This is a genomic window from Actinosynnema pretiosum (assembly GCF_024171695.1).
Taxonomy (GTDB): Bacteria; Actinomycetota; Actinomycetes; order Mycobacteriales; family Pseudonocardiaceae; genus Actinosynnema; species Actinosynnema pretiosum.
This window is the reverse complement of record NZ_JAMTCF010000003.1, coordinates 478,476-504,864: the sequence shown is the minus strand read 5'-3', so window position 1 is coordinate 504,864 and position 26,389 is coordinate 478,476. Positions and strand designations below refer to the sequence as shown.

27 protein-coding genes are annotated in these 26,389 nt (G+C 74.3%); 13 read left to right on the top strand and 14 right to left on the bottom strand.

The window, feature by feature from the left end; genetic code table 11:
• The first annotated feature begins 235 nt into the window (after window positions 1–235).
• From LV78_RS08750 to LV78_RS08735, 4 genes are all read left to right on the top strand, one after another.
• On the top strand, window positions 236–871 hold the full coding sequence (locus tag LV78_RS08750) for a heme-binding beta-barrel domain-containing protein (protein WP_253844200.1): 636 nt from the start codon (window positions 236–238) through the stop codon (window positions 869–871).
• 438 nt (window positions 872–1,309) lie between these two features.
• Complete coding sequence (gene pxpB / locus LV78_RS08745) at window positions 1,310–1,912, top strand: 5-oxoprolinase subunit PxpB (protein WP_253844199.1); 603 nt, start codon at window positions 1,310–1,312, stop codon at window positions 1,910–1,912.
• A gap of 114 nt (window positions 1,913–2,026) precedes the next feature.
• Window positions 2,027–2,182 (top strand): hypothetical protein, encoded by a 156-nt coding sequence (locus LV78_RS08740; RefSeq protein WP_015805506.1) that lies wholly within the window; start codon window positions 2,027–2,029, stop codon window positions 2,180–2,182.
• The gene (locus LV78_RS08735) at window positions 2,179–3,036 is read left to right on the top strand and encodes a 5-oxoprolinase subunit C family protein (protein WP_253844198.1); all 858 of its coding nucleotides are present in this window, start codon (window positions 2,179–2,181) and stop codon (window positions 3,034–3,036) included. The genes LV78_RS08740 and LV78_RS08735 overlap by 4 nt, the downstream gene beginning before the upstream one ends.
• Window positions 3,037–3,087: 51 nt before the next feature.
• Here LV78_RS08735 and LV78_RS08730 read toward each other — a convergent pair whose 3' ends face one another.
• On the bottom strand, window positions 3,088–3,930 hold the full coding sequence (locus LV78_RS08730) for an aminodeoxychorismate lyase (protein WP_253844197.1): 843 nt from the start codon (window positions 3,928–3,930) through the stop codon (window positions 3,088–3,090).
• 36 nt (window positions 3,931–3,966) lie between these two features.
• On the opposite strand from LV78_RS08730, the gene LV78_RS08725 reads away from it, so the two are divergent.
• The 5 genes from LV78_RS08725 to LV78_RS08705 all read left to right on the top strand — a co-directional run bounded on the left by LV78_RS08725 (window position 3,967) and on the right by LV78_RS08705 (window position 8,319).
• Window positions 3,967–4,401, top strand: a complete 435-nt coding sequence (locus tag LV78_RS08725) for a Fur family transcriptional regulator (protein ID WP_015805509.1) — start codon at window positions 3,967–3,969, stop codon at window positions 4,399–4,401.
• On the top strand, window positions 4,398–5,492 hold the full coding sequence (gene ygfZ, locus LV78_RS08720) for a CAF17-like 4Fe-4S cluster assembly/insertion protein YgfZ (RefSeq protein ID WP_253844196.1): 1,095 nt from the start codon (window positions 4,398–4,400) through the stop codon (window positions 5,490–5,492). Before LV78_RS08725 ends, ygfZ begins: the two co-directional genes overlap by 4 nt.
• A gap of 54 nt (window positions 5,493–5,546) precedes the next feature.
• Window positions 5,547–6,353, top strand: a complete 807-nt coding sequence (locus LV78_RS08715) for a beta-keto acid cleavage family enzyme (RefSeq protein ID WP_253844195.1) — start codon at window positions 5,547–5,549, stop codon at window positions 6,351–6,353.
• A 60-nt stretch (window positions 6,354–6,413) separates the two neighbouring features.
• The gene (locus tag LV78_RS08710) at window positions 6,414–6,989 is read left to right on the top strand and encodes an RsiG family protein (protein ID WP_253844194.1); all 576 of its coding nucleotides are present in this window, start codon (window positions 6,414–6,416) and stop codon (window positions 6,987–6,989) included.
• Between the two features lie 151 nt (window positions 6,990–7,140).
• Window positions 7,141–8,319 (top strand): MFS transporter, encoded by a 1,179-nt coding sequence (locus LV78_RS08705; protein ID WP_253844193.1) that lies wholly within the window; start codon window positions 7,141–7,143, stop codon window positions 8,317–8,319.
• A 288-nt stretch (window positions 8,320–8,607) separates the two neighbouring features.
• Here LV78_RS08705 and LV78_RS08700 read toward each other — a convergent pair whose 3' ends face one another.
• A complete protein-coding gene (locus LV78_RS08700; RefSeq protein ID WP_253844192.1) occupies window positions 8,608–9,489 on the bottom strand; it encodes a DUF8083 family protein in 882 nt (293 codons plus the stop codon).
• 162 nt (window positions 9,490–9,651) lie between these two features.
• Here LV78_RS08700 and LV78_RS08695 point away from each other — a divergent pair, with 162 nt between their 5' ends.
• The 3 genes from LV78_RS08695 (at window position 9,652) to LV78_RS08685 (ending at window position 12,422) form a co-directional block, all read left to right on the top strand.
• Window positions 9,652–9,834, top strand: coding sequence for a DUF3073 domain-containing protein (locus tag LV78_RS08695; protein WP_015805515.1), 183 nt, complete (start codon window positions 9,652–9,654; stop codon window positions 9,832–9,834).
• 1,194 nt (window positions 9,835–11,028) lie between these two features.
• Window positions 11,029–11,628 carry a Crp/Fnr family transcriptional regulator gene (locus tag LV78_RS08690; RefSeq protein WP_253844191.1) on the top strand — a complete coding sequence of 200 codons (600 nt, stop codon included), beginning with the start codon at window positions 11,029–11,031 and terminating at the stop codon, window positions 11,626–11,628.
• A 398-nt stretch (window positions 11,629–12,026) separates the two neighbouring features.
• Complete coding sequence (locus LV78_RS08685) at window positions 12,027–12,422, top strand: hypothetical protein (protein WP_253844190.1); 396 nt, start codon at window positions 12,027–12,029, stop codon at window positions 12,420–12,422.
• A gap of 24 nt (window positions 12,423–12,446) precedes the next feature.
• Here the strand turns inward: LV78_RS08685 and iolD are convergent, their stop codons facing one another.
• The 8 genes from iolD to LV78_RS08645 all read right to left on the bottom strand — a co-directional run bounded on the left by iolD (window position 12,447) and on the right by LV78_RS08645 (window position 20,964).
• Window positions 12,447–14,297 (bottom strand): 3D-(3,5/4)-trihydroxycyclohexane-1,2-dione acylhydrolase (decyclizing), encoded by a 1,851-nt coding sequence (gene iolD / locus LV78_RS08680; protein WP_253844189.1) that lies wholly within the window; start codon window positions 14,295–14,297, stop codon window positions 12,447–12,449.
• Window positions 14,294–15,172: a 5-deoxy-glucuronate isomerase gene (gene iolB, locus LV78_RS08675; RefSeq protein ID WP_253844188.1), complete on the bottom strand. Its 879-nt coding sequence runs from the start codon at window positions 15,170–15,172 to the stop codon at window positions 14,294–14,296. The genes iolD and iolB overlap by 4 nt, the downstream gene beginning before the upstream one ends.
• Before the next feature lie 81 nt (window positions 15,173–15,253).
• Window positions 15,254–16,225 (bottom strand): 5-dehydro-2-deoxygluconokinase, encoded by a 972-nt coding sequence (gene iolC / locus LV78_RS08670; RefSeq protein WP_253844187.1) that lies wholly within the window; start codon window positions 16,223–16,225, stop codon window positions 15,254–15,256.
• Window positions 16,222–16,989 carry an ATP-binding cassette domain-containing protein gene (locus LV78_RS08665; protein WP_253844186.1) on the bottom strand — a complete coding sequence of 256 codons (768 nt, stop codon included), beginning with the start codon at window positions 16,987–16,989 and terminating at the stop codon, window positions 16,222–16,224. Before LV78_RS08665 ends, iolC begins: the two co-directional genes overlap by 4 nt.
• A complete protein-coding gene (locus LV78_RS08660) occupies window positions 16,986–18,026 on the bottom strand; it encodes an ABC transporter permease (protein WP_253844185.1) in 1,041 nt (346 codons plus the stop codon). Before LV78_RS08660 ends, LV78_RS08665 begins: the two co-directional genes overlap by 4 nt.
• Window positions 18,027–18,031: 5 nt before the next feature.
• Window positions 18,032–19,039, bottom strand: coding sequence for a substrate-binding domain-containing protein (locus LV78_RS08655; protein WP_253844184.1), 1,008 nt, complete (start codon window positions 19,037–19,039; stop codon window positions 18,032–18,034).
• Between the two features lie 57 nt (window positions 19,040–19,096).
• The gene (locus LV78_RS08650; protein WP_253844183.1) at window positions 19,097–19,951 is read right to left on the bottom strand and encodes a TIM barrel protein; all 855 of its coding nucleotides are present in this window, start codon (window positions 19,949–19,951) and stop codon (window positions 19,097–19,099) included.
• Window positions 19,948–20,964, bottom strand: a complete 1,017-nt coding sequence (locus LV78_RS08645; RefSeq protein WP_253844182.1) for a Gfo/Idh/MocA family protein — start codon at window positions 20,962–20,964, stop codon at window positions 19,948–19,950. The genes LV78_RS08650 and LV78_RS08645 overlap by 4 nt, the downstream gene beginning before the upstream one ends.
• A 139-nt stretch (window positions 20,965–21,103) precedes the next feature.
• Between LV78_RS08645 and LV78_RS08640 the strand changes: the two genes are divergently transcribed.
• Complete coding sequence (locus tag LV78_RS08640) at window positions 21,104–22,114, top strand: LacI family DNA-binding transcriptional regulator (RefSeq protein WP_253844181.1); 1,011 nt, start codon at window positions 21,104–21,106, stop codon at window positions 22,112–22,114.
• Between the two features lie 567 nt (window positions 22,115–22,681).
• On the opposite strand, the gene arfB is transcribed toward LV78_RS08640, so the two are convergent.
• The 4 genes from arfB to purM form a co-directional block, all read right to left on the bottom strand.
• A complete protein-coding gene (gene arfB / locus LV78_RS08635) occupies window positions 22,682–23,107 on the bottom strand; it encodes an alternative ribosome rescue aminoacyl-tRNA hydrolase ArfB (RefSeq protein WP_253844180.1) in 426 nt (141 codons plus the stop codon).
• Between the two features lie 16 nt (window positions 23,108–23,123).
• On the bottom strand, window positions 23,124–23,561 hold the full coding sequence (locus LV78_RS08630) for a hypothetical protein (RefSeq protein ID WP_253844179.1): 438 nt from the start codon (window positions 23,559–23,561) through the stop codon (window positions 23,124–23,126).
• Between the two features lie 578 nt (window positions 23,562–24,139).
• On the bottom strand, window positions 24,140–24,961 hold the full coding sequence (locus LV78_RS08625; protein WP_253844178.1) for a helix-turn-helix domain-containing protein: 822 nt from the start codon (window positions 24,959–24,961) through the stop codon (window positions 24,140–24,142).
• A 354-nt stretch (window positions 24,962–25,315) separates the two neighbouring features.
• A complete protein-coding gene (purM, locus tag LV78_RS08620; protein WP_301306052.1) occupies window positions 25,316–26,389 on the bottom strand; it encodes a phosphoribosylformylglycinamidine cyclo-ligase in 1,074 nt (357 codons plus the stop codon).

The window sequence follows — 26,389 nt, the reverse complement described above, 5'->3', positions numbered from 1 at the left end:
AACCCAACCCCTGGGCCGCTTCCGGGTGTGCGACCCATCATCTTGATCGTTTTCTGGCTCGGTCAAGTGGCGACGCGCCCGGTGGTCTTCGCCACCGAGTCCCGCGCCACGACGCCCGGTGACGGTAAACTTGCGGAGTGGAACACTTCTTCACCACGCTGCTGGTCCTCGTGTCGTTGCTCATCACGTGGTTCGCCGGGTACGTCGTGTACCGGCTGTTCTCCGACCAGCGGTGATGGCAGAGCAGACGCCGGCCCCCGGCAGCGGCGACGCCGCGGTCCAGGCTGCCGCGGAGCGCGCCGAGTCGACGCGCGCCCTCAACCTCCCCCAGTTCGACGACCTGCCGGTCCCGGCGGACACCGCGAACCTGCGGGAGGGCCCCTCGCTGCACGACGCGTGCCTCGCGCTGCTGCCGCTGGTGGGCGTGTGGCGCGGTGAGGGCGAGATCGTGTACCCCACGATCGAGGGCCCGTACCGGTTCGGCCAGCAGGTCACGTTCGCCCACGACGGGCGGCCGTTCCTCTACTACGAGGCGCGGTCGTGGCTGCTGGACGAGGACGGCGCGGTGATCAGGCAGGCCGCGCGCGAGACCGGCTTCTGGCGCCCGCAGCCCGACGACACGATCGAGGTGCTGCTGACGCACAACACCGGGATCGTGGAGCTGTTCTACGGCAAGCCCCGCAACCAGACCTCCTGGGAGTTCGGCACCGACGCGGTGGTCCGCACGGCGACCGCCAAGGAGGTGACCGGCGCGCAGCGGCTGTACGGCATCGTCAACAACGGCGACCTGGCGTACGTCGAGGAGCGCGCGATGGTCGGCCAGCCCATGCAGCCGCACTCCTCGGCGCACCTGCGCCGGGTCGTCGGCTAGCACCGGGCCGACCTCCCGGAACGGCAGGACCGCGAGACCGCAGCACCGGCAGGACCGGCAGGACCGCAAGACCACTGAACGGCGAGGCAGCGAGGAGGTCGGGCCCGGCGCGAGCCGGGTCCGGCCCACCGGCCGAGCGGGACCCCACCCCGGTCCCCGAGGCCACCCGACCGGCGCGACCCGCCGGTCGGACACCCGGCGAAGAGCGGACCAGCCCGGCGCGAGCCGGGCCCGGCGCACCACCGGCGGCGTTCCACGGCCGCCGTTCCCGACCACGCGGACCGGACCACCGGCCGAGCCCCGACGGGGGCTCCCGACCGGCCCCGCCACGGGGAGCACGCACGACACCACCGCCCGTTCGGGGGATAGCCCTTCGCACGGGTTGTTGAACAATCCAACAATCAGACGATCCAGACCAACCGATCCGGGCGGAGGGCCATGCGGGTGCGGCGGTGCGGCTCCGACGCGGTGCTCGTCGAGGTGGGTTCGCTGGACGAGGTCGCCGCGGTGCGCGCGGCGGTGCGCTCCGCCGACCTGCCGCAGGTCGACGAGGTCGTCCCGGCCGCCAGGACGGTGCTGGTCAAGGCCGCGCCCGGCGGGCTGGGGGCGGTGCGCGAGCTGCTCGACGGGCTCGACCTGTCGGCCGTCGCCCCGGCGCGGGCGCGCGAGGTCGTGCTGCCGGTCCGCTACGACGGGCCGGACCTGGAGCTGGTCGCGGAGACGGCGGGCCTGGCGGTGGACGAGGTGGTCGCGCTGCACACCGGGGCCGAGTACGAGGTGGCCTTCTGCGGCTTCGCGCCCGGCTTCGGCTACCTGACCGGCCTGCCGGAGCCGCTGCGGCAGCCGAGGCTGGACTCGCCGAGGACCCGCGTCCCGGCCGGTTCGGTCGCCGTGGCGGGCGAGTTCACCGCCGCCTACCCGAGGGCGACGCCCGGCGGGTGGCGGTTGATCGGCACGACGGACGCGCCGCTGTTCGACCCCGCGCGGGACGAACCGGCACTGCTGGCTCCGGGTGACCGGGTGCGCTTCGAGGCGTTGTGACCGAGGCGACCCGACTCGCGCGGGTGAAGGGGCACAACCGGGGGAACCCCCGCGTTGTTTCGTAGTACTACGAAGGACTTTCGGCACTGTGCAGAACGGGAGGAGGTGGAAGATATGAGTTCACTGGCAAACCCGAAGCGGCTGCGCCTCGGCGTTCCCTCGCGGCCCGCGAGCAGCTCCGAGGAGCACTCGCTCGCCAACCAGACGCGGCACACCGCGGTCTCCGAGGAGCGCGCCGAGCGCGAGTCGGACAACGAGGTGGGAATGTGAGAACGCTCCGCGTCCTGCGGACCGGACCGCAGGCGCTCGTGCAGGACTTCGGCCGACCCGGCCACGCCCACCTGGGCGTGCCGCCCTCCGGGGCGCTGGACCGGGCGTCGCTGGCGCTGGCCAACCGGCTCGTCGGCAACGCCGACGGCGCGGCCGGGCTGGAGCTGCTGCTGGGCGGCCTGGCGGTGGTGGCGACCGGCTCGTGCACGGTCGCGGTCACCGGTCCGCAGGTCGCGGTGCGGGTCAACGGCAGGGCACGCGACTCGCCCTGCCACCTCGTCGACGGCGACGAGCTGGAGGTCGGGACCCCGACCTCCGGCTTGCGCTGCTACCTCGCGGTGTCCGGCGGGATCTCGGTGCCCGAGCAGCTGGGCAGCCGGTCGTCGGACCTGCTGTCCGGGATCGGCCCGGACCCCGTCGAGCGGGGCGACGTGCTGCCGCTGGGCGAGCCGACCGGCATCCCGGTCGGCGTCGACGTGCTGCTGCCCGCCCGCGCGCCCGACGAGGTCGAGGTCCCGGTGCTGCTGGGGCCGCGCGACGACTGGTTCCCCGACCCGGCCGGGCAGCTGACCGCCGGGAGCTGGGTGGTGTCGGACCGGAGCAACCGGGTCGGGCTGCGGCTGGCCGGGACGGCGCTGCGGCGCACCGGCGCGGCGACCGGCCGGGAGCTGCCCAGCGAGGGCCTGGTGACCGGCGCGGTGCAGGTGCCCGCCGACGGCCAGCCCGTGGTGTTCCTCGCCGACCACCCCACGACCGGGGGTTACCCGGTGATCGGGGTCGTCGCGGAGCGCGCGCTGCCGGGGCTCGGCCAGGCGAGGCCGGGCACGCGCCTCAGGTTCAGGGTCGAGCGCTGACGCGGGGGACCCGCGCGGGTCCCCCGACCGCTCTCTCCTGGTACCGCGCCCCTAGTACTGCGACTCGTAGAGCGCGTGCAGCTCCGCGTGCAGCGCGGTCGAGTCGGGCAGCGCCTTCCCGTCCAGGGTGTGCACGCGGGTGATCGTGCGGACGCTCGACACCAGCAGCACCGCGTCGGCGGTGAGCAGCTCCTCGGCCGCGATCGGCTCGACGACGACCGTCCACCCGGCCTTCTCGGCGGCCTGGAACAGCACGGCCTGCGTCGTGCCGGGCAGGATGCCCAGCGTCGCGGGCGGCGTGGTCAGGGTCCGGCCGCGCACCGCGATCAGGGTGGACGTCGGGCCCTCCAGCACCGAGCCGCCGGAGGTCGTGAAGACCACCTCGGCCGCGCCCCTGCGCTCCGCCTCGCGCAGCGCGGCCATGTTCACCGCGTACGACAGGGACTTCGCGCCGAGCAGCAGCCACGGGGCGCGCTCGGCGAGGCCCGGCTCGATCCCCCGGTCGAGGGTGACCGCCGCGATGCCCTCCGCGCGCTGCGCGAGCACCTTCGGCGAGATCTCCAGCCCGAGCGCGAAGCCGGTGGGGGTGCCGTCACCGCCCTCGACGCCCCTGGTCATGACGAGCTTGAGCGCCATCTCGGCGCTGCCGGACCAGGCGTCCAGCACCGCCTTCGCCGCCCGCTCGAAGCCCGCGCGGTCCGGCGCGGGCAGGTCGAGCATGGCCGCCGACCGCTCCAGGCGGTCGAGGTGGGGGCCCAGCTCCCTGGTCTTGCCGTCGACGACGAGGATCGTCTCGAAGATCCCGTCACCGCGCACGAGGCCGAGGTCGTCGACCCGGATGAGCGGGGCGTCGGGGTCCGCGAGGGTTCCGTCGAGCAGTGCGAGCACGCGCATGGGGGCGAGACTACCCACGGGCTTACCATCGAGGTCGTGGACACGGCGGGCGGGCAGCGGGCTTTGCGCAGCACACTGCACCAACGGGGGATGCGGATGACACCGCAGCGCCAGCTGGTGCTGGACGCGGTGCGCGCGCTCGGCCACGCGACCCCCGAGCAGGTGTGCGCGCGCGTCCAGGAGACCGCGCCCACCGTCAACATCACCACCGTCTACCGCACGCTCGACCTGCTCGACCGGCTCGGCCTGGTCAGGCACACCCACCTCGGCCACGGCGCGCCGAACTACTCGGTGGACGAGCACGAGCACGTGCACCTGGTGTGCCACCGCTGCGGCCGGGTGGACGAGGTGCCGTGCGAGCTGCTGGAACCGCTGTGCGGAACACTGCGCGAGCGGGACGGGTTCGAACTGGACGCAACGCACCTCGCGCTGTCCGGCACCTGCCGGGACTGCCTCAAGGAGACCGAGTGAACTCCCCGACGCTGACCACGCCCGGCGCCGTGGCGCCGTTCGACGGCGCGCCCGACCAGGGCGTGCCCTGGCACTTCGGCGACCCGTTCTCCGAGCAGCGGGCGGCGGCGCGCGGCGTCGCGGTGTTCGACCGCTCGAACCGGGGCGTCATCGCGGTGCCCGGCGAGGACCGGCTGACCTGGCTGCACTCGTTGACCAGCCAGCACTTCACCGCGCTGGCGCAGGACCGGGGCACCGAGATGCTGGTGCTGGACGCGCAGGGCCGGGTGGAGCACCACGCGGTGGTCGCCAACACCGGCGGGACCGCGTACCTGGACGTCGAGGCGGAGACGACCGCGCCGCTGCTGGAGTACCTGTCCCGCATGGTGTTCTGGTCCAAGGTGGAGCCGCGCGACGCGACGGCCGAGCTGGCGCTGCTGACCGTGGCCGGGCCGGACGCGCCGGAGCTGCTCGGGAAGCTGGACGTCCCGCTCCCGGCCGAGCCGGACGGCGTCTCCCCGCTGCCCGGCGGCGGGTTCGCGCGCCGGGTCTCCTGGCCGGGCGAGAACGCGGTGGACCTGGTGGTGCCGCGCGGCGAGCTGGCGGACTGGTGGTCCCGGTTGACCGGCGCGGGCGCGCGGGCGGCGGGCAGCTGGGCGTTCACCGCGCTGCGGGTGGAGTCGCTGCGGCCCCGGCTCGGGGTGGACACGGACGAGAAGACCATCCCGCACGAGGTCAACTGGATCGGCTCGGCGGTGCACCTGGACAAGGGCTGCTACCGGGGGCAGGAGACGGTGGCGAAGGTGCAGAACGTCGGCCGCCCGCCCCGGCGGATGCTGCTGCTGCACCTGGACGGCACGCGCGAGGTGCAGCCGGAGACCGGCGACCCGGTGAAGCACGGGGACCGGGTGGTAGGCCGAGTGGGTAGCGTCGCGCTGCACCACGAGCTGGGCCCGGTGGTGCTGGCGCTGGTGAAGCGCTCGGTGCCGGTGGACGCGGAACTGCTGGTCGGCGACGAGGACCGGGTGGTGCAGGCGAGCGTCGACCCGGACTCGGTCCCGGCCGACTCCCCCCGCCTCGGCCACGAGGCGGCCCGCAGGCTCGCCAGGTGAGGGGCGGGGATGTGCCACTATCACGGCATGTCCCGTCCCGGTCCACGCGGAACGATGATCATCGCGGCCCCCGCCGGGGTCGCGCGCGGCGACGTCCCCCACCTGCCGGTGGCCCCCGGTGAGCTGCTGACCGCCGCGCTGGCGTGCGAGCAGGTCGGGGCCTCGGTGGTGCGGGTCGACGTGCGCGGCCCGGACGGTCTGCTGTCACTGGACCCCGGCCTGGCCGCCGAGGACGTGGCGGCGCTGCGCGAGGGCTCCTCGCTCGCGGTGCTGCTGTCGCTGGAAGGCCCCGAGGACGCTCCGGACGCCGACCGGTTGCGCGTGCTGGACGCGCTGCCGGACTCGGCGTCCTTCGCGCTGGGCGCGCCCGGTTCGGACGGCGCCGACCGCTGGGAGTTCGCGGTCGCCGCGCACGAGGCGACGCGGGAGCGCGGGATCGTCCCGGAGTACGGGATCAGCGGCGCCGGGCAGCTCGCGCTGCTGCGCAGGCTGCTGGACGAGCGCGGCCTGCCCGCGGGCGGGCTGGTGCACGTGGGGCTGGTGCTGGGCGCCCCCGGCGGGCTGCCCGGTGACGCGGACACCCTGGTGTCGCTGGTGCGGGAGCTGCCGGAGGGGGCGCTGTTCTCCGCGACCGGGCTCGACCGGGCCGGGTTGCCGGTGCTGCTGGCGGCGCTGGCCTCCGGCGGGCACCTGCGGGTGGGCCTGGCGGACACGCCGGAGTACGCCGAGGGGCAGCGGGCGCAGAGCACCACCCAGCTGGTGGCGCGGGCGGCGGGGGTCGCCCGGATCGCCCAGCGACCGCCGCTGTCGGGCGCCCAGGCGCGCGAGTTGCTCGGTCGGCGCGCACCGGTACGGGTTTGAGACAACTTTGGAAGCAGGTTTGTGTTGGCGGCCAAGCACGGACTACCCCAGGATGAGTACGTGATCGAGGTGCGCCCCGGAGGGCGCCGCCGCATCGACCGGGTGCTCGCCCCCGACTACACCGAGGGTGTCGAGGAGCTTCCGCTCGCCGAGGTGCGCGCGAAGCGCGACGAGGCCGCGCAGGAGGAGACCGACCTGTCGTACCTGCGGCGGTTGCTGCACGCCCGGATCGACATGGTGCGGGCCGAGCAGCAGCGGCGCAGCACGGGCGGGTCGGCGGTGGTGGACCGGCTGGCGGCGATCCTGTCGTCCAACGCCGTGGGACCGGCGACGGGACTGGGCCGCTACCAGGCGCAGGAGCCGTCGCGGGCCGACGCGCACCAGCGGCACGTCGAGGCGCTGGTGTCCGACGTGGACCTGTCGGACGTGAGCGCGCTGGACGATGAGAAGCTGGACCTGGCGCTGCGGACGTTCGTCGCCGAGGAGGCGTCGGTGTCGGCGCGGCGGCGCGAGGTGCAGGGCGTGGTGGACCGGCTGAACGACGAGATCGGCGGGCGGTACCGGAGCGGCACGGCGTCGGTGGACGAGCTGCTGGCGGTGGAGCGCGGGCTGCGCGGCAAGCGCGCGGGCGAGTAGTCGCGACCTGTGGTAACGTCGTTCAGCGTTCTAACATATGGGATCACACTCCCACATCTTGAGCAACCGGGCTTAGCGTCGGGGGCGTGATCAGCCGCGCCCTCCTCCCGCCCTCCCCGTCCGCCCGCGCCCGCCGGGGCGGTGGTCGCCGGTGAGCTACCGCTGGGTGGTGCTGCTGGTCGGCGCGCTCGCGCAGGGGACCAACGCGGCGGTGTTCCTGGGGCTGCCGTCGATCAGCCCGCACCTGCGCGAGCACTTCGGGCTGTCGCTGCCGCAGGTCGGGCTGCTGCTGGGCGCGGCGAACCTGGGCACGATGCTGGCGCTGGTGCCGTGGGGCGCGGTCGCGGACCGGCGCGGCGAGCGGCTGGTGATGGCGGTCGGCGGGTTCGGCGCGGCGGCGTGCCTGGCGCTGGTGGCGCCCTCGGGGGCGGTGCTGGCCGGGGTGGCGCTGTTCGGGGCCGGGCTGTTCGGGGCGAGCGTGAACGCGGCCAGCGGGCGGGCGGTGCTGACCTGGTTCCCGAGGGAGCGGCGCGGGCTGGCGATGGGGGTGCGGCAGACCGCCGTGCCGCTGGGCGCGGCGGTGACGGCGGCGCTGCTGCCCGCCGTGGCGGTCGGGTTCGGGGTGCCGGTGGCGTTCCTGGCGCTGGCGGGCGCGACGGCGCTGGTGGCGGTCGCCGTCGCGGTGTGGGTGCGGGAGCCTCCGGGGGTGGTGCGGGTCGCGCGCGGCGGGCAGGGCCTGGTGCTCGCGGACCGGCGGCTGCTGCGGCTGAGCCTGGCCTCGGGGCTGCTGGTGGTGCCGCAGTTCACGGCGGGCGCGCTGCTGGTGGAGCTGCTGCACGGCCACCTCGGGATCGCGGCGGCGACGGCGGCGGCGCTGTTCGCGGTGGCCCAGGTCCTCGGCGGCGCGGGACGGCTCGCGGCGGGGATCTGGTCGGACCGGGCGGGCGGCAGGCTAGGACCGCTGCGGACGATCGGCGGCGCGGTCGCGGTCGGGTTCGCCGGGTGCGCGCTGCTGCTGGACTCGGCGCCCCGGTGGCTGGTGTGCGCGGCGCTGCTGCCGACCGCCGCGCTGGCGATGTCGTGGAACGGCCTGGCGGTGACGGCGGCGGGCGAGCTGGCCCCGTCGGGGCGCGGCGGGACCGCGATGGGGATGCAGAACAGCGCGAACTACCTGACCGCGACGGTGACGCCCGCGCTCGCCGGGTGGGTGGCGGTGTCGTTCGGGTGGACCTGGGCGCTGGCGCTGGCCGGGCTGTGCGCGGCGGCGGCCGGGGTGGTGCTGGCGCGCGGCGGGCTGACCGAGGGGCCCGCGACACGCCCGGCGGGGTGATCGAGTCAGGGAACCCGGTCGGCGGGTGGCGCGCGGGGCGTTGAGGGCTCTCGAAGGGGTGGTTCTGGCGAGATCACCCGATCGGGGCGAACGGTGGATCTCCGGGCGGCTGAGTCGGACAGCGGGCGGCAGGGGGCGGGCAGCTCGGAGTCGGCGGCCGGACCGGATCGCCGGGTCCGAGCGGGTAGGGGAGTTCGGGCGACCGGGCTCCGGAAGTCCCGGAGTCCGGAAGTCCGACGGTCCTGGACCCTGGAAGTCCGGGACTCCGCGCCTCGGCGGCCCGGCGCCTCAGCCGTGCCGCTCGCGCCTGGCCAGTTCGCCCCAGAACTCGCGCAGCACCTCGTAGCGCAGCGCGACCTCCTCCGCGTCCCCCTCCTCCAGCGCGTCCACGATGGCGTTGACGTCCTGCGCCGAGGTGTCGTCGGCCAGGTCCCGGTCGTCGATCAGCTGCACGAGGCCGCCGTAGTCCAGCTCGACGGCCGAGCCCGCGTCGAAGTGCTCCAGCCAGCGGCCGGTGTCGGCCAGGACCTTCGCCGGGCCCTCCTCGCCGATCGAGTCCCGGACCACGCGCAGCGCCCGCGCGACCCGCTCGCGCGCGTCCGTCATGGACGCCCGCCAGGACACCTCGCGCTCCGGCGCGTCCCTGGTGGCCGTGACGAGCCGCCGGGCCGCCGGGTCGACCAGCGCGAACCAGGGCAGCGGGACCGTCCAGGTGGTGGAGATGACGTGCACCGCGCCACCGGTCAGCTCGGCCATCACCGCGCCCGCCCGCGCCCGGACGGCGTCGGGGCTCGCGGGCAGCGCCTCGTCCTGGAGCGGGCCCCAGGAGGTGGCCAGGAAGCCGACGAGTGCGGCGGCCGAGCGGGCGCGCAGGTCCAGCGGGCAGACCAGCGGGCCGTCGCCGACCTCGCCGGGGACGTCGGCCGGGTCGAGCGCCATCACGTCGAAGGGAGCGGTGGGCGAAGGTCCCCCGTCGGGGCGTTCTCCGGGGAGCAGGCGCGGGCGCCCGCCCAACTGTGATCGCAACCACAGGTGACGTTCCCGCTCTCCCGCCTCCGCACGGGTCAGCGGGCCGTCTTCCAGGGCTTTTCGCACCCGGTCCGCCAACGGTGCGTCAAGGGACGACAGCGGTTCGTACACCCTGAGGTAGGCGACGAACGGTCGAGGCACCCCCGCATCCTCCCACGCGGAGATTTGGCGGCACGTGTCACGCCTACCGCGTCGCGGACAACCCCATCGACACGGTACGGTAGTTACCAGGAACTAGTTGTCGAGACGAGTGGGGCCGCCGTTCCCCCGGCCGCCCCCGTCCCTGTGCGAGGGGGTCGAGCCATGGGGCGCGGCCGAGCGAAGGCCAAGCAGACGAAGGTGGCGAGGGAGCTGAAGTACAGCTCTCACAACACCGACTTTGATGCCTTGCAACGCGAGTTGTCCGGCGATTCCGACATCGGTCGACGAAGCGATGATCGCGTCGACGACTCGTCGGACGACGATTACGACGACTACCGTCGCTGACGCAATCACACCCATGCAGAGGTCGGGCTGCCGGTACCACCGGCAGCCCGATCTTTGACACTGACATCGCCCTGGCGCGCTGCCTCGGCGGAGTCGCCCACACCCCCGGACGGGACCGCCGAGCGCGGAGCCGTGCGGGGTTCGTGGTGCGACCCCTGCCACCGGTGGCACCAGGTCGGCCGCAGCACCGGCGGGAAGCCTCCCGTCCCGGTGCTCTTCGGCGAACCGGTTGAACGCCTCCCACCGCTCGTGCCACCGGCACGCGCGGTGGGTGGGCGACGTCCGGGACACCGGCCGACGTGGAGCGTCCGGGCGCGACACCGCACCGCCCGCCAGACCTGCGCCGCGCTCTTCGGAGCACGGCCGGGGACACGGGCGGATTTTGTGCTGTCCGGGTGAGCCCGGCCCGCGCGCGGCCCGGCGGGACACCCGGCGAGCAGGTCCCGTGAGACGGCGCACAACGACCGGCGGTGGCGGTCGTTTTCCTCGGCACCCGACTTCGACCTGACGCGGACCCCGCGCTCGCGCACCGCTGTCGACCGCCTGCGCGCCGTGACCGCCCCCTGGGCCGCTGGAGGCCCCGACCGGGGGACGCCATGACTGCGGGAGGCGGGGCAGGCGGGTTCGGTGCCGGGCTTGGCAACTCGGGCGCGACCGGGCAGGCTGTGGCCCGGCAGACCCGAGAAGGTTTCACGTGCCCCCCGAGGCACCCGCCCCGAGGGCGCGGTGGACGGGAGGGCGGCGGCCCTGCGGCCCGGTCACGGGGCTCGCGACCCGCCGAGCGGACGGGTTCGGGCCCTTCGGACATCTCAACAGGTCCAAGGTCCCGGATCGGACAGGTCTTCACCGGTCGGCGCGCCGATGGCGACGTGCGGGAGCAGGGCGATTCCATTTGATTGGGCATTGCGAACGTATTCGCGTGCGATCTTCCGGAGGCTCCCGATGGGCAAAACGCCGAACTGGCTCAGCGCACTTACCCCCCAATCGGGTGTACTGTCCGCAGCACGTTAGGGGAGACCATCACTTGCCGACCGCACCGGGTCGACCCAATTGAGTTCCGCCGGTCACGACAGTAACAGGACCCACATGCTGCCCATGCCGAGCACCGCGCCCCAGGAACAAGTGTGGCCCAGCAACAGCCTGCTGAGCAGGCTCCGCGAGAACACCAGACAGGAGCTGCTCGCGGTCGGCACCGTGGTCCGCTACGCCGCCGACCGGGAGGTCATCGAGCAGGACGCGAAGGACACCCACGTCCTGCTGCTGCTCGAAGGCGTCGTGAAGGTGCAGACCACCGACGAGACGGGTGACACCGCGCTGCTCGCGATCAGGGTCGCGGGCGATTTGGTGGGCGAGATGGCGGCGCTGGACCAGAAACCGCGCTCGGCGACCGTGGTCACCTGCGGGGACGTGGTCGCGAAACTCATCACCAGCGTCGAGCTGATGGGGTTCCTGCACCGCAGGAACGACGTGTTCGTGGAATTGATCGGAATGATCAACGACCGGTTGCGAACTGCCAACCAGCGGCGACGCGATTTCCTCTCGCACCCCGCCGCCGAACGCGTCGCACGGGTTCTGGTGGAATTGATCGAGACTTATGGTCGCGAGGAAGTGCACGGCTGGACGCTCGGAATTCCGCTGACGAAGGTGGAACTCGCTTCCATCGCCGGGATGAAGCCGAGGACCGCCGAGAAGGCTTTCAGCGATCTGCGCAAGGCCGGGGTCGTGGTGAGCCACCTGCGCCGGGACGTGCTGATCCCGGACCTGGACGAACTGCGGACCTTCGCGGGGATCTGAGCCCCGACCGCACTGGTGCGGGGTGCGCGCGGGCTCGGTGGTCCAGAGTGTGGTGGTCCGGGGTGTGGTGGTCCAGGGTGTGGTGGTCCAGGGTGTCCTGTCAGGAGGAAAGCCCAAAATCACGGAGCCGCAGCACAGGGGCCGGGGTGCAGTGGCTTGTGGTCTCGCACTGCTGCGCAGCGCGGGGATCATCGTCACACCTGCGGGTGGCGTTGATCACCGGTGGAACGGGTACCCGCGAGTAGCACCGGACCCGGTCGGGTCCGATCGGCAGCGCTCCCCGCGACCACCGGGTGGAGGCGGCGCCGAGGGGTCGACCGGCCGGGTGCTCGCGCTCACCGACACCGGGCTCCCCACCCCCTGTCCCCCCGCACCGCCTGATGAGAGGACGCACGACCTTGCCGGAGGCGTTGCTGATGCTGGCCGGGGCCGTGGCGAGCGCCCTCGCCAGGGCGACCGACACCCCGCTGTGGCCGGGGTTGCGGGACGGGGTCGCCGAGGCCGTCGACCCGGTGCGGCCGGGTGTGCCCAGGTTGCGGCTGGAGAAGGGGCGGCGGGCGCTGGTGTCGCAGCACGCGGTCCGGCGGGAGCCCGCCCGCGCCGCGTTCACCGCCGAGTGGCGGGACTCGCTGCACGAGGTGCTGCTCCGTCGGCCCGAGGCCGCCATAGGGCTGCGGCGGGCGCTGGCCGAGGTCAGCCCCTCGCTGCCCCGGTGGAGCGGGCAGGACGGGGTGGTGCCGCCCTCGGTGCTGCGCGGGTCGGTCAAGCTGGCGCAGGCCTCGCCCTACCGGTGACGCCGCCTCGTCGGTGACCCGGTCCTACCGGCGCCCCCGCCCCAGGTGGCGGACCTGGCGGCGCTTGCCCTCGGCGTGCTCCGCGTGGCCCGGCAGGGACCTGGGCACGCCCACCTCCCACCACGCGCCCGACTGCGTCCACGACGACGGGTGGGTGCGGATCACCACCACGGCGGGCCGCGCGCCGGTCACCGCCGCCTCGCGCGCCGCGCGGTAGGCGCCCGGCAGGGCGGCCAGGTCCGGCGCCGGGTGGACCGAGCAGCCCAGCGCGGCGGCGTGGGCGGCGAAGTCGACCGACGGCGGGTCGGCGCGCCCGGTGCGGACGTCCGCGTACAGGTTGTGGAACGGCCGCGCGCCCTGGTCGCGCTGGAGCCGGTCGATCACCGCGTAGCCGCCGTTGTCGCACACCACGGCCACGAAGCCGTGGCCCGCGAACGCGGCGGAGAACAGGTCCGAGTTCAGCATCAGGTACGAGCCGTCGCCCAGCAGGGTGGTGACCACGCCCCGGTCCCGCACGATCGCCGCGCCCCACGCGCCCGCCAGCTCGTAGCCCATGCAGGAGAAGCCGTACTCGACGTCCATCCCGGGTTCGCCACCGACCGCGCGCCAGCCGCCGACCAGCTCGCCCGGCAGGCCGCCGGACGCGGTCAGCGCGTAGTCGCCGTCCTCGGACAGGTCGTTGACCACGCCCACGACCTGCGCGTACGTGGGCAGCCCTGGGCTCGGGGCGCGCAGGGCGGTGACGTGGGCGTCCCACACCTCGCGCTCGGCGCCCGCCCGCGCGGTCCACGCCGGGTCCGCGCGCCAGCCGCCCATCGCCGCGCCGAGTTCGCGCAGGGCTTCCAGGGCGTCCCCGGTGACGGCGGCGGCGCCGTGCTTGACCGCGTCGAAGCGGGCGGCGTTGACGTTGACCAGCGCCGCCGAGGGGGCGAAGGCGGTCCAGGAGGCGGTGGTGAAGTCCTGCAGGCGGGTGCCGACCGCGAGCACGGCGTCGGCGTCGGCCGCCAGCCGGTTCGCGGACGCCGAGCCGGTGATGCCCAGCGGACCGGCGTGCAGCGGGTGCTCGTGCGGGACGAGGGTGCGGCCCGCCGTGGTCTCGGTGACCGGGACGCCGTGCCGCTCCGCGAGCGCCAGCGCCTCGGCCGCCGCGCCGGAGTAGCGGACGCCCCCGCCCAGCACCAGCAGCGGGCGGGTGGACCTGGACAGCAGGTCGGCCGCCGCCGCGAGCTCCGCGCGGTCGGGGCGGGGGCGCAGCGGGCGGTGCAGGACCGGCTCGAACAGCGCGTCCGGGAAGTCGTGCTCCTCGACCTGCGCGTCCTGCGGGAGCGCCAGGACGGCGGGGCCGCAGTCGGCCGGGTCGGTCAGCGCGCGGGCGAGCTGCGGGAGGGTGCCGATCAGCTGCTCGGGGCGGGTGATCCGGTCGAAGTAGCGGGCGACCGGGCGGAAGGCGTCGTTCGCCGTGGTGGTCGGGTCGTGGAAGTGCTCGACCTGCTGGAGCACCGGGTCGGGGGCGCGGCCGGTGAAGGTGTCGCCGGGGAGCAGCAGCAGCGGGAGGCGGTTGGCGTGGGCCACGCCCGCCGCCGTGACGGCGTTGAGCGCGCCGGGGCCGATGGAGGTGGTGACCACGCCGACCTGGCGGCGGTGGGCGGCCCTGGCGAGCGCGGTGGCGGCCAGCGCCATGCCCTGCTCGGTGTGGCCGCGCCACACCGGGAGGCGGTCGCGGACCTCGTCCAGCGCGGTGCCCAGGCCCAGCGCGTTGCCGTGGCCGAGGATCGCGAAGACGCCGGGGAACAGCGGGGCACGGGTCCCGTCGAGCAGCTCGGTGCGCTGGGCGAGCAGCCAGCGGACCAGCGCCTGGGCGGTGGTGAGCCTCATCGGGCCCGCCCCTGGGCTCCGGTGACCGGCACGCGCGGGTCCGGCGGCCTGCCTGCCCAGGAGTCGCGGACCCAGGAGTGCGCCGGGTCGTCGTGGAAGTCCATGGCGCGCGGGCCCGGTCCGGCCAGGACGTTCAGGTAGTAGAGCGGGTAGCCGGGGGCCGCCGCGCACGGGCCGTGGTAGCCCTCGGGGATCAGGAACACGTCGCCGTCGCGCACCGGGACGTCGTGCTCGGCGCCCTCGGCGGTGTAGGTGCGGTGCAGCGCGAAGCCCTCGCGGGACGGGGTGACGCCGTCGCGGCCCGCGACGCGGAAGTAGTAGACCTCCTCGTTGGGCACCGGGCAGGTGTGGTCGTGCTTGTGCGGCGGGTAGGAGGACCAGTTGCCGTCGGGGGTGATCAGCTCGCAGGCCATCAGGCGGTCCGCGTGGTCCCAGGCTCCGGGGACGCCGAAGTTGGTGACCTGGCGGGTGGCCGGGCCAGCGCCCCTGGTCTCGACGGGCACCCGGTCGGCGGGGCCGTAGGCGGGGGTGAGGCGGCGCTCGCAGCGGGCCAGCGGGACGGCAAGCTCGGTCGCGCGGTCGGCGCGGATCTCGGCGGAGGCGTCCCTGGGCAGGTAGGCGAAGTCGGTGACGCCGGTGAAGACGCTCTCGCGCCCGCGCAGGGTGAAGCGCTCGCCGTCGACGTCGACGGTGCAGCCGCCGGACAGGGGGAGCAGGAACGCCTCGTGGTCGCCGGTCTCCAGCAGGCGGGTCTCGCCGGGGGCGAGTGCGAGCACGCGCAGGCCGACGCGGTCCCAGCCCGCGTCGGCGGGGGTGAGGACGACGGGGTCGCCCGCGGCGGTGAGGGTGCCGAGGGGGCGGTGGAGGTCGGACACGGGGGCTTCCTTCCCTCTGGGGGTTCTGGCCTCTCGGGGTTCTGCCTCTGCGGGTTCTGCCTCTCGGGTCTCTCGGGCGGGTCAGGTCCGGGGGTGCTCGCGGTCCCGGTCCAGCAGCGGTTCGATCTCGGCCGGGGTGGGCATGGCGTCCGCGCAGGCCAGGCGGGCGGCGACCAGGGCGCCCGCCGCGTTCGCGTAGCGGGCGGTGCGCTCCGGCGGCCACCCGGCGAGCAGGCCGTGGGCGAGCGCGCCGCCGAACGCGTCGCCCGCGCCGAGCCCGCACACCACGTCCACCGGGCAGGGCGGGACGGTCCAGGCGCCGTCGCGGGTGGCGACCAGCACGCCGTCCGCGCCCAGCTTGACCACGGCTAACTCAACGCCGCGCGCGAGCATCCGCCGCGCGGCCTCGGCGGGGTCGGCGGTGCCCACGGCGATCTCCACCTCGGCGCGGTTGCCGACTGCGACCGTGACGTGGTCGAGCATCCAGCCGATCTCGCGCCCGGCCCGCTCGGCGCTGTCCCAGAACGCGGCGCGGTGGTCCAGGTCCAGGACGGTGTGCGCGCGGCGGGCCCGGTGCTCCAGCAGGGCGCGCTGGGTGGAGCGGGCCGGTTCGGCGCACGCGCCGGTGCCGGTGACCCACAGCAGCGGCACCCGCTCGACCAAGTCCCACGGCACGTCGGCGGGCACGAGGGTCAGGTCGGGGGCGGTGGGCTGGCGGTAGAACAGCAGCGGCGGGTCGTCCGGCGGGTCGAGCGCGCAGAACACCACGGGGGTGCGCAGGTCGGGTGCGGTGCCGACGTGGTCGGTGCTGACGCCGAAGCCGCGCAGGGCCGCGCGCACGTAGCCGCCGAAGCCGTCCGCGCCGACCTTGGTGAGCACGGCGGCCGAACGCCCCAGGCGGGCGGCGGCGACGGCGACGTTGGTGGCGGTGCCGCCGAGGGACTTCGCGAAGGTGCGCACCTCGGCCAGCGGCACGCCGCTCTGCTCCGGGTACAGGTCGACGCCGACCCGGCCCACGGTCAGCACCTCGGGAAGTCCCCCGGCGGCGGTCACCGGTCGGTCCCGCGCAGCTCGTGCTCCAGCTCGGCCAGCTCCGCGCCGCCCGCCATGCGCTCGGTCAGCTGGGCAAGGCTGATCTCGGACTTGTCGTGCCAGCCGACCGCGCGTCCGCGCTGGAGCAGCAGGAACCGGTCGCCGACCGGGTGCGCGTGGTGCGGGTTGTGGGTGATCAGGACGACGCCCAGGCCCCGGTCGCGGGCGCGGGCGACGTGCCGCAGGACGAGCCCGGCCTGCTTGACGCCGAGCGCGGCGGTGGGCTCGTCCAGGATGAGCACGCGGGCGCCGAAGTGCACGGCCCGCGCGATGGCCACGCACTGGCGCTCGCCGCCGGACAGGGTGCCGACCGGCTGCTCGACGTCGCGCAGCTCGATCCCCAGCTCCGCCAGCGCCTCCCTGGTGGTCTCGCGGGCGGCGCGGCGGTCCAGGAAGGGCCCCTTGCGCGGCTCGGAGCCGAGGAAGAAGTTCCGCCACACGCTCATCAGCGGCACGACCGCGAGGTCCTGGTGGACGGTGGCGATGCCGTGGTCGAGCGCGTCGCGCGGGGAGGAGAAGCGCACCTCGGTCCCGTCGACCAGGAAGCGGCCCCGGTCGTGCCGGTGCACCCCGGAGAGGATCTTGATCAGGGTGGACTTGCCCGCGCCGTTGTCGCCGAGCACGCAGGTGACCTGCCCGGCCTCGACGGTCGCGGACACGTCGTGCAGCGCGTCCACGCTGCCGTAGGTCTTGCCGATGTCGTCGACCTCGATGAGCGCCGTCACCGCCGCACCCGCTCCGCCCTGCGCCGCAGCGCGTTGTTGACCAGCACGGCGGCCAGCAGCATCGCGCCGAGGAACAGCTGGAACCAGTCGCTGTTCCAGTTGGCGTAGACGATGCCCTGGCGGGCCATGCCGAAGATGAGCGCGCCGATCGCGGCGCCGATCGCGGAGCCGAAGCCACCGGTGAGCAGGCAGCCGCCGATGACGGCCGCGATGATGAACTGGAACTCCAGCCCGATGCCCTGGTTGGCCTGGACGCTGGTGAACCGCAGGATGTTGATGCTGCCGACCAGCCAGGCCGCCGCCGCGGTGGTCATGAACAGCAGGATCTTGGTGCGGCGCACCGGGACGCCGACCGCGCGGGCGGCGGTGGCGCTGCCGCCGACGGCGAAGACCCAGTTGCCGAAGCGGGTGCGCAGCAGCACGACGGCGGCGAGCGCGGTCACCCCGAGCCACCACAGGATCGAGACGCGGAAGTCGGTGTCGCCGATCCTGATGGTGGAGGCGAAGAAGTACCCGGCGGAGGCGTAGCCGTCGGCCGAGCGCATCCCGGACACCTGCACGGTGCCGGTGACGAGGCGGGTGACGCCGAGGTTCAGGCCCTGCAGGGCGAGGAACGCGCCGAGGGTGACGATGAAGCTGGGCAGGCCGGTGCGCACGACGAGCCAGCCGTTGAGGGCGCCGACCGCGAGGGCGAACGCCAGCGACACCAGCAGGGCGAGCCAGGTGTTCCAGCCGAGGCGGGTGGCCAGCACGGCGGTGACCAGCGCGGTGGACGCGGTCATGACGCCCGCCGACAGGTCGAACTCGCCGCCGATCATCAGCAGCGCGACGGCGACGGCGGCGATGCCGAGGGTGGAGGCGTCGTCGAGCCAGGTGGCGACGCCCGCCGGGCTGAGGAAGCGCTCGGTGGCCAGTGAGAAGAACGCGAACACCAGCAGCGCGCCGAGCAGTGCGCCGACCTCGGGGCGGCGGACGAGGCGGTCGACGGCGCGGCCCGCGAGCGGGTCGGCGGGCAGGGCTCCGGTGGTGGTCGTCATGGGGGTCACCTGGTCCCGCGCTCGGCGTACTCGGCGACGCGGTCCACCGTGGAGCGGTCCACGATGCCCGGTCCGGTGAGGACGGGCTTGCCGCCGCCGACGGTGTTGGCGTTGTCCCGGTAGAGCTTGATCAGCACGACCGGGAGGTAGCCCTGCTCGTACTGCTGCTGGTCGACGGCGAACAGCACGTCCCCCGCCTTGATCGCGTCGGTGACGTCGGTGTTGAGGTCGAACGTGACGATCGCGGCCTTCGACCCCGCCGACTTCGCGGCGGTGACGGCGGTCGCGGCGACCTGGGAGTTGAGCGCCAGCACGGCGTCGAGCGAGGGGTCGGTGCGCAGCGCGCCGGTGATCCTGGCCTCGGCGTCGGTGGGGTTGTTGATGTCGACCTGGAGCGTGGCGCTCTGCCCGCCGAAGCCCGCGCGGGCGCCGTCGCAGCGCTGGTTGAGGCCGGTGTTGCCCGCCTCGTGGATGACGCAGAGCAGCTTGGACTTCCCCTCGGCCTTCAGGCGCTTGCCCGCCTCCTCGCCCGCGAGGTCCTCCTCCTGGCCGACGTGGGCGATCGCGCCGAACTCGGTGCTGCGGGCGCCGCCGGAGTTGATGGTGACCACCGGTATGCCCGCGCGGACGGCGCCCTCGACGGCGGGGCGCAGCGCGTCCGGGTTGGCCATCGACACGACGATGCCGCCGACGCCCTGCGCCACCGCGTTGTCGACGAGGGTGGCCTGCTTGCCGGGGTCGCCGTCGGAGTTGTAGTCGACGGCGGCGCCGAGCTGCTCGCCCGCGTCGGTGGCGCCGTTCTTCACCACGTTCCAGAAGGCGTCGCCCGCCGTGCCGTGGGTGATGACGGCGATCCGCAGCGGACCGCCGGTCTCGGCGAGCGCGCCGGTGGGGCGCGGGTCCTCGGCGGTGGGGCCGGTGCACGCGGCGAGCAGGGTGAGCAGCGCCGCGCCGCGCAGCCACCGGCCGGGTGGGCGGTGGGCGCGGGTGGTGCTGCGCGGAACGGGCGTCATCGTCTCTCCTGGCGTGGGTGGGGACAGGTCCCCGGCGGGGACCCGGCCCGGCGCGGGTCAGCCGAGGTGGGGTCGCAGGAACGCCAGGCCCCGTGCAGTGTCCCCGACCGGGGCCGCCGAGGTCGCGCCCGCGTCGAGCGCGGTGTCCTGCTCCAGCACCAGCCAACCGCCGTAGCCGTTGATCCGCAGGGCGGCGAGGATCGCGGGGACGTCCAGGTCGCCGTCGCCCAGCGGCGGGTACAGGCCGCTCCTGACCGCGTCGGCGTAGCCGGTGCGGCCCTCGCGGACCTCGGCGGCCAGGTCGGCGCGCACGTCCTTGAGGTGCACGTGCCCGATCCGGTCGGGGTGCCGGGAGGCGAGTTCGAGCGGGTTCGCGCCGCCGATCAGCAGGTGGCCGGTGTCCAGGCACAGCGGCACGTCGGACTCGGCGAGGAGGCGGCCGACCTCGGTGGCGCGCTCGACGTGCGTGCCGACGTGCGGGTGCAGCGCGGTGCGCACGCCGTGCGCGGCGGCGGCGTCGCGGGCGGCCTCGGCGGCGCGCAGCAGCGCGGTCCACTGCGCGGGTGCGAGCTCGGGGCGGGCGTCGTAGCCGTCCAGGCCGGTGGCGGCGGCCAGGACGAGGACGTCGCCGCCCGCGCGGGCCAGGCGCTCGGCGGCCCGCTCGGCCTCGGCGACCGCGCCGGGCTCGTGCAGCGGCACGGCGAGGAAGCCGCCGACGAGGGCGAGGTCGTGCGCGGCGAGCAGGTCGTGCAGCTCGTCGGGGTCGGTGGGCAGGTAGCCGGGCGGGCCGAGCTCGGTGGCGGTCAGGCCGAGCGCGGCCATGTCGGCGAGCACGGTGCTCGGTGGCAGGACCTCGCCCCAGCCGGGGACCTCGCACACGCCCCAGGTGATCGGCGCGCCCGCGAGCCTCACCGCGCGCTCCTCGCGCCGACCGGCTCCTCGGCCAGCCGCACGGGCGCGCCGGTGCGGCGGGAGAGCTCGCACGCCTCGGCGAGGCGCAGGCTGACCAGGCTGTCCCTCGGCGGGGACGGGTTGGCGGCGCGCCCGGCGACCACGTCGACGAAGGTGGCGACCTCGGCGAGGTAGGCGCGGCGGAACCGCTCGGGGAAGCCGGGGTACGGGTCGTCCGGGGCGCGCCCGCCGGGTTCGAGGGAGGTCAGCGGGGTGCGCTCGTCCACGCCGACGGCGAGGCAGTCGCGGCTGCCGAACACCTCGGTGCGGTGGTCGTAGCCCGCCGGGTCGTGCCTGCCGCCCGCGAGCAGGGCGTGCGCGCCGCCCGCGAAGGTGAGCAGGGCGACGGCGGTGTCCACGTCGTCCGCGGCGGCGAACACCTCGTCCACCAGCACCGAACCGGCCGCGTAGACCTCGGTGACGGGTTCGCCGACCAGCCAGGGGACGGCGTCCAGGTCGTGGATGAGCAGGTCGCGGAACAGGCCGCCGGACGCGGGCAGGTAGCCGGGGTCGGGCGGGACGGCGTCGTTGCCGAGCGCGCGGACCAGGTAGACGCGGCCGACCTCGCCCGCGCGCAGGCGGCGGTGCAGCTCGGCGGTGGCCGGGTCGAAGCGGCGCTGGAAGCCGACGACGACCTCGGTGCCGGTGGCCTCGACGTCCGCGACGAGGGCGCGCATCTCGGCCTCCCCGGCGGCGATGGGCTTCTCGCACAGCGCGGGGACGCCCGCGGCGGTGGCGGCGCGGAGCAGGTCGGGGTGGGTGGCGGTCGGGGTGGCGATCAGGATTCCGTCACAGGCGGTGAGCAGTTCGGCGAAGCTGTCGACGCTGCGGGCGCGCGGCAGGGCGGAGGCGGTGGCGTGGGCGCGGCCGGGCAGCGGGTCGTGCAGCAGCAGTTGGTCGACCTGCTCCAGCGAGGCCAGGTTCGTGGCGTGCATCGAGCCGATCCGGCCCGTTCCGGCAACTCCGATGCGCATTACGAAGGTCTCCGTCCTGGTGGGAGGGGTCTTCCGTTGGAGCGCTCTACTTCCCGAAGCGCCCCCATGCTGTAACTTGGATCACAGTGATGTCAAGGGCGGGGCTGCGGACCAGCGTTCCGGCGGCGGGAGGTCAGTGGTGTCCAGACCGACGATGGAGGACGTCGCGCGGCGCGCGGGCGTGTCCAGGGCGCTCGTGTCGCTGGTCATGCGGGGGTCACCGAGGGTGAGCGAGGTGCGGCGCTCGGCGGTGCTGGTGGCGGCGCGGGAGCTGGGGTACTCACCGCACGCGATGGCCCGGTCGCTGGCCAGCCGGACCTCGCGGGTGCTGGGCGTGATGGTGTCGGACCTGCACAACGCGTTCTTCGCCGAGGTGGTCGACGGGATCGACGCGGTGGCGCGGGAGCGGGGCTACGACCTGATCATGAACACCGGCGGGCGGTCACCGGCGCGGGAGAGGGGGGCGGTGCAGAGCCTGCTGTCGTTCCGGCCCGCCGGGCTCGCGCTGCTGTCGCCGGTGGTGCCGTCGTCGACGATCGCGGGCGCGGCGGCGCAGACGCCGGTGGTGCTGGTGGCCCGGTCGTCGCGGTTGTCCACCGTGGACACGGTGAACGACGACGGGGTGCTCGGCATCGGACTGGCCGTGGACCACCTGGTGTCGTTGGGGCACAAGGAGATCGCGCACCTGGACGGCGGCCAGGGCGCCCAGGCCGGACCGCGCAGGCGCGGCTACCTGGCGAGCATGGCAGCGCACGGCCTGGCGCCGCTGGTGGTGGGCAGCGAGTACACCGACGCGGCGGGCGCGGCGGCGGTGCGGGAGTTGTCGGCGCGCGGCAGGATGCCGACGGCGCTGGTGGCGTGCAACGACGCCAACGCCGTGGGCGCGATCTCCGCACTGGAGGAAGCAGGCCTCCGGGTGCCGTACGACGTGTCCGTGGTGGGCTACGACAACACGTCCCTGGCAGCGCTGAGGCACGTCTCGCTGACCACGGTGGACCAGCCGCGCAACGAACTGGGCAGGCTGGCAGCGCTGGCGCTGCTGGAACGGGCGGGCGGCGGACGGGCGGAACCGGTGCGACGACTGCTGCGCCCGACGCTGGTGGTACGCGCGACGACGGCGCAGCCGCCCCACCGAGAAGCATCCCGCTGAAGCGCGCGTGAACGTCCGCCCCGCCACGGAAATCCGCCCCGGCAGGCGCTCACCCAGGCGCTCTTCGGCAAGGAATTCCTCGGCAGGGTGCCATGACGGCGGAGAGCCGAGGGCATCGATGTCGACGAAGAGCCGGGGGCGCCGGAGAGCCGGGGGGCGCCGATGTCGTTGGCGGGCGCGGCGAAGGTTGGGGCCAGCAACGCAAGCAGGCCCACGCGGATCAGACCGCCGACGAAGTGGCCGATCGCGGTGGCGGCCAGCGGAAAGGCCGAGGTCTGCTTGTTGAAGCGCGGCGGCACCAGAACGGCGCGGACTACTGGCAGCGCGGACTGACTGGCAGCGCGGTTCCTCACGGCTCGTCGAGCGAGGCCCGACAAACTCACCAGGCGCGGTTCGGTACAGCTCGATCCGGAGGTGCAGGTCAGTGCGGCCCGATCTGGGCGCGGTTCGGCACGGCTCAATCCGGGGGTGCAGGTCAGTGCGGCCCGCCCCCGCGCGTGGAACGGCGGCGCGAACCGAACTGCGCCGCGTGGTGCGTCGCAGCGCGTTGGGGCGTTCACGCGCGACTCAGTCCCAGCTGCCGCCCTTGCGACCCTGCTTGGTCTGGGCGCGGCGCTTCTTCTCCGCGATGCGGCGTTCCTGCGAGCCCCTCGTCGGCTTGGTGGGGCGACGGGTCGCGGTCACCTTCACCGCGCTCGACAGGAGCAGCACGAGGCGTTTGCGGGCTGCCACGCGGTTTTGCAGTTGGGCTCGGTGCTCGCTCGCGGCGACGGTCAGGACGCCGTTGACCAAGCGGTTCTCCAGGCGGCGCAGGATCAGGGGGCGGAGGTGTTCCGGCACGGCCGGGGAGGCGCCCACGTCGTACGACAGCTCCACCCGGCTGTCCGCCGTGTTCACGCCCTGCCCACCAGGACCCGAGGACCTGGAGAAGCGCTCGCTCAGCTCGCTCGCGGGAATGACGAACGAGCGCAGCACCACCAGGTCTTCGTCCACCCGACCAGGCTAGAACTTATAACCGACGAAAGCGCACCCATTTCCCCGCCAGCGACAGCGCCACCCAGAGCAGGACCACCAGAGCGACCGACAGCAGGACCGGTGCCTCCCAGCCCACCTGGATCGGGACCGGCAGCACTCCCAGCGCCAGCAGCGCCCAGCACAGGAACAGCACCCGGCACAGCAGCAGCACCCAGCACACCACGCCGAAGCCCTGCTTGAACACGTCCCTCCTGAACGCCTCCAGCACCGCGCAGCGGCGTGCGCCCGTGAATCGCCGCAGCGCGCCCGTGAACCACAGCAGTGCACCCGCGAATCGCAGCAGTGCGGCCCCGGACCGCCGCAATGCTGTCCCGGACCACCGCAGTGCGGTCGCGACCTGCCGCAGTGCGGCCTTGAACGGACGCAACGCAGCCTTGAGCTGCCGGGATGCGCTCCCCCGCAGCCGCGCCACAGCCCTGGGCCGGCGCGTTGCGGTTCCACGACGCCGCGTTGTGGTTCCACGGCGCCGCACCGTGGTCCCAGGCTGCCGCACCGCAGTTCTGGACTGCTGCGCTGTGGCCCCAGGCGGCCGTATCGCAGCCCCGGACTGCCGCGCCCCGGCTCCGGACTGCGGCATCACAGCCCCAGGCGGCCATGCGGCAGTCCCGGACCGTCGCCCCGCAGTCTCAGGAGGCCGTGCTGCGGTTCCGGACTGCTGCGCCACAGTCCCAGGCGACCGTGCCCCGGCTCCAGACTGCCGCGTCGCCGTTCCGGACTGCGGCACCGCAGCCCCAGGCTGCCGTGCGGCAGTCCCAGGCGGCCATGTCGCAGTTCCGGACTGCGGCACCACAGACCCGGACCGCCGCCCCGCAACCCCGTGTCGCGGCTGCCCGGTCTCGCGATGCCGACCAGCCGGTTCGGCCCCTCCGCCCGGCAGCTCGACCTCTCCGCCCGACGCCTCGCCCCCTCCGCCCGACGCCTCGCCCCCTCCGCCCGGCAGCTCGACCTTTCCACCTGGCGGCTCGCCCCCTCCGCCCGGCGGGCGACCCCTCACAACTCCGCGCGCAACCCCACCAGGAAGTCCTTGGTCGCCGCCGGGTCGAGTGACAGGTGCCGCAGGTGGTTCATCGCCTGGCCGTAGTCCTCCACCGCGTCGACCGCGTCGTAGTAGTAGCCGCACCTCCTGGTCTCCTCGTACGCCACTCGCCAGTGGTCGTCGAAGCGCAGCAGGAAGATCGGTCCCTGCAGCGACGGGTGGAGTCCAACCTCCTCGCGCAGCACCTGCAGGGTCACGTTGTCCAGCTCCGCCAGCTCCAGCAGGTGCTCCACCTGCCCCCGCAGCACCCCCGCCCCACCGACCGGCCTGCGCAGGACCCGCTCCTCCAGCACCGCCCACAACCGGACCGGCGCGGTGGCGCGCGTCAGCGGGGCCTGCCCGGTGAGCGCCTCCGCCACCTCCGGCTCCCCGCCGCCCCGGTGCTCCACCACCGCCCTGGCGTACGGCTCGCTGCGCAGCAGGGCGTTGACCAGCATCGGGTCGTACGCCTCGATGCTCGTCGCGACCGACACCAGCACCGGCCCCGGCTCGTGCGGCGCCACCAGCTCGACCACCCGGTCCGGTTTCGCCTTGGCCGCGGACAGCAGCTCCAGCAGCAGCGGCAGGTGCTCCGGGCGCGCGAAGTAGGACACCAGCACCTCCAGCACCGGCCTGCTCGGCAGGGTCCGTCCACGGACTAGCTGGGTGAACCCGCTGCGCGTCATGCCCAGCCGCTCCCCCACCTGCGCGTGCGTCCTCCCGGACTCCCCGCACAACCGCTCCAACTCGCACCTCAGCAGCCGCCTGGCGACCTTCGGCCCGAACGCGCACCGCACCACACCAACCTCCCGTGAGAACCGACCCCGGATTTCGGGGCACGACGAAGTGACCACCACGACGGAGGGCTCGACCGAGCCCGAAGAGCGGGAAATCCCGGACAGGGGAGATCCCGAAAGCCGTGCGGCGGACCGGTGGGCGGCGATGAGGCCTTGCGGCACCGATGAAGTCCGCGGTGTCCGAGAACCGGACGGGAACCAGCTCGCGGCTGGTAGTGATCACTTTACCGAGGGTGAAGGGCGGTGCGAAGCTCTGGAGCGGGCCACGATCGGGTGTAAATCGGGCGCCAATGCGAAGGGGCGCCGCCGGTGGTCCCGGCGACGCCCCTCACGAACGAGAAAACCCAGCGGAGATCAGAACCTGGGGTGGTCCCCGGCCAGCACGGCGCCGGTCTCCCCGGCGGTGACCTCGCCCAGCACCCACGCGGGCACGTGGCGGGCGGTCAGCACGGCCAGCGCGCGGTCGACGTCCTCGGGCGACACCACGGCGACCATGCCGATGCCCATGTTGAACGTCTTCTCCATCTCCTCGCGCTCCACCCGCCCGCGCTGCGCGATCAGCGCGAACACCGGCGCGGGCGTCCAGGTCCCCCGGTCGAGCCGCGCGTGCAGCCCCTCCGGCAGGACGCGGGCCAGGTTGGCCGCCAGCCCACCACCGGTGACGTGCGCGAACGTCCGCACCTCGGCCTCGGCGGCCAGCGCCAGGCAGTCCTTGGCGTAGATCCGGGTCGGCTCCAGCAGCTCCTCGCCGAGGGTCCGCCCGAACTCCTCGACGTGCCCCTCCAGCGGCATCCGCGCGATCTCCAGCAGCACGTGCCGCGCGAGCGAGTACCCGTTGGAGTGCAGCCCGGAGGAGCCCATGGCGATGACGACGTCGCCGTCGCGCACCCGGTCCGGCCCGAGCATGGCGGAGGCCTCGACCACGCCGACGCCGGTGCCGGAGATGTCGTAGTCCCCGTCGGCCATCAGGCCGGGGTGCTCGGCGGTCTCGCCGCCCAGCAGGGCGCACCCGGCCTGCACGCAGCCCTCGGCGATGCCCTTCACGAGCGCCGCGATCCGGTCGGGCACGACCCGGCCGACCGCGATGTAGTCCTGCATGAAGAGCGGCTCGGCGCCGCACACCACCAGGTCGTCCACGACCATCGCGACCAGGTCGATGCCGACCGTGTCGTGCTTGTCGAGCGCCTGCGCTACCGCGATCTTGGTGCCCACCCCGTCGGTGGAGGAGGCCAGCACGGGCTCCTTCCACCGGTCCAGCTTCAGCTGGAACAGGCCGGCGAAGCCGCCGATCCCGCCGAGCACCTCGGGGCGGTGCGCCTTGGCCGCCCACGGCTTGAGCTTCTCCACCGCCTCGTCACCGGCTTCGATGCTCACTCCGGCTGCGGCGTAGGTCGCCTTGGCGCTGTCCGTCACGTCTACAAGCTCCAT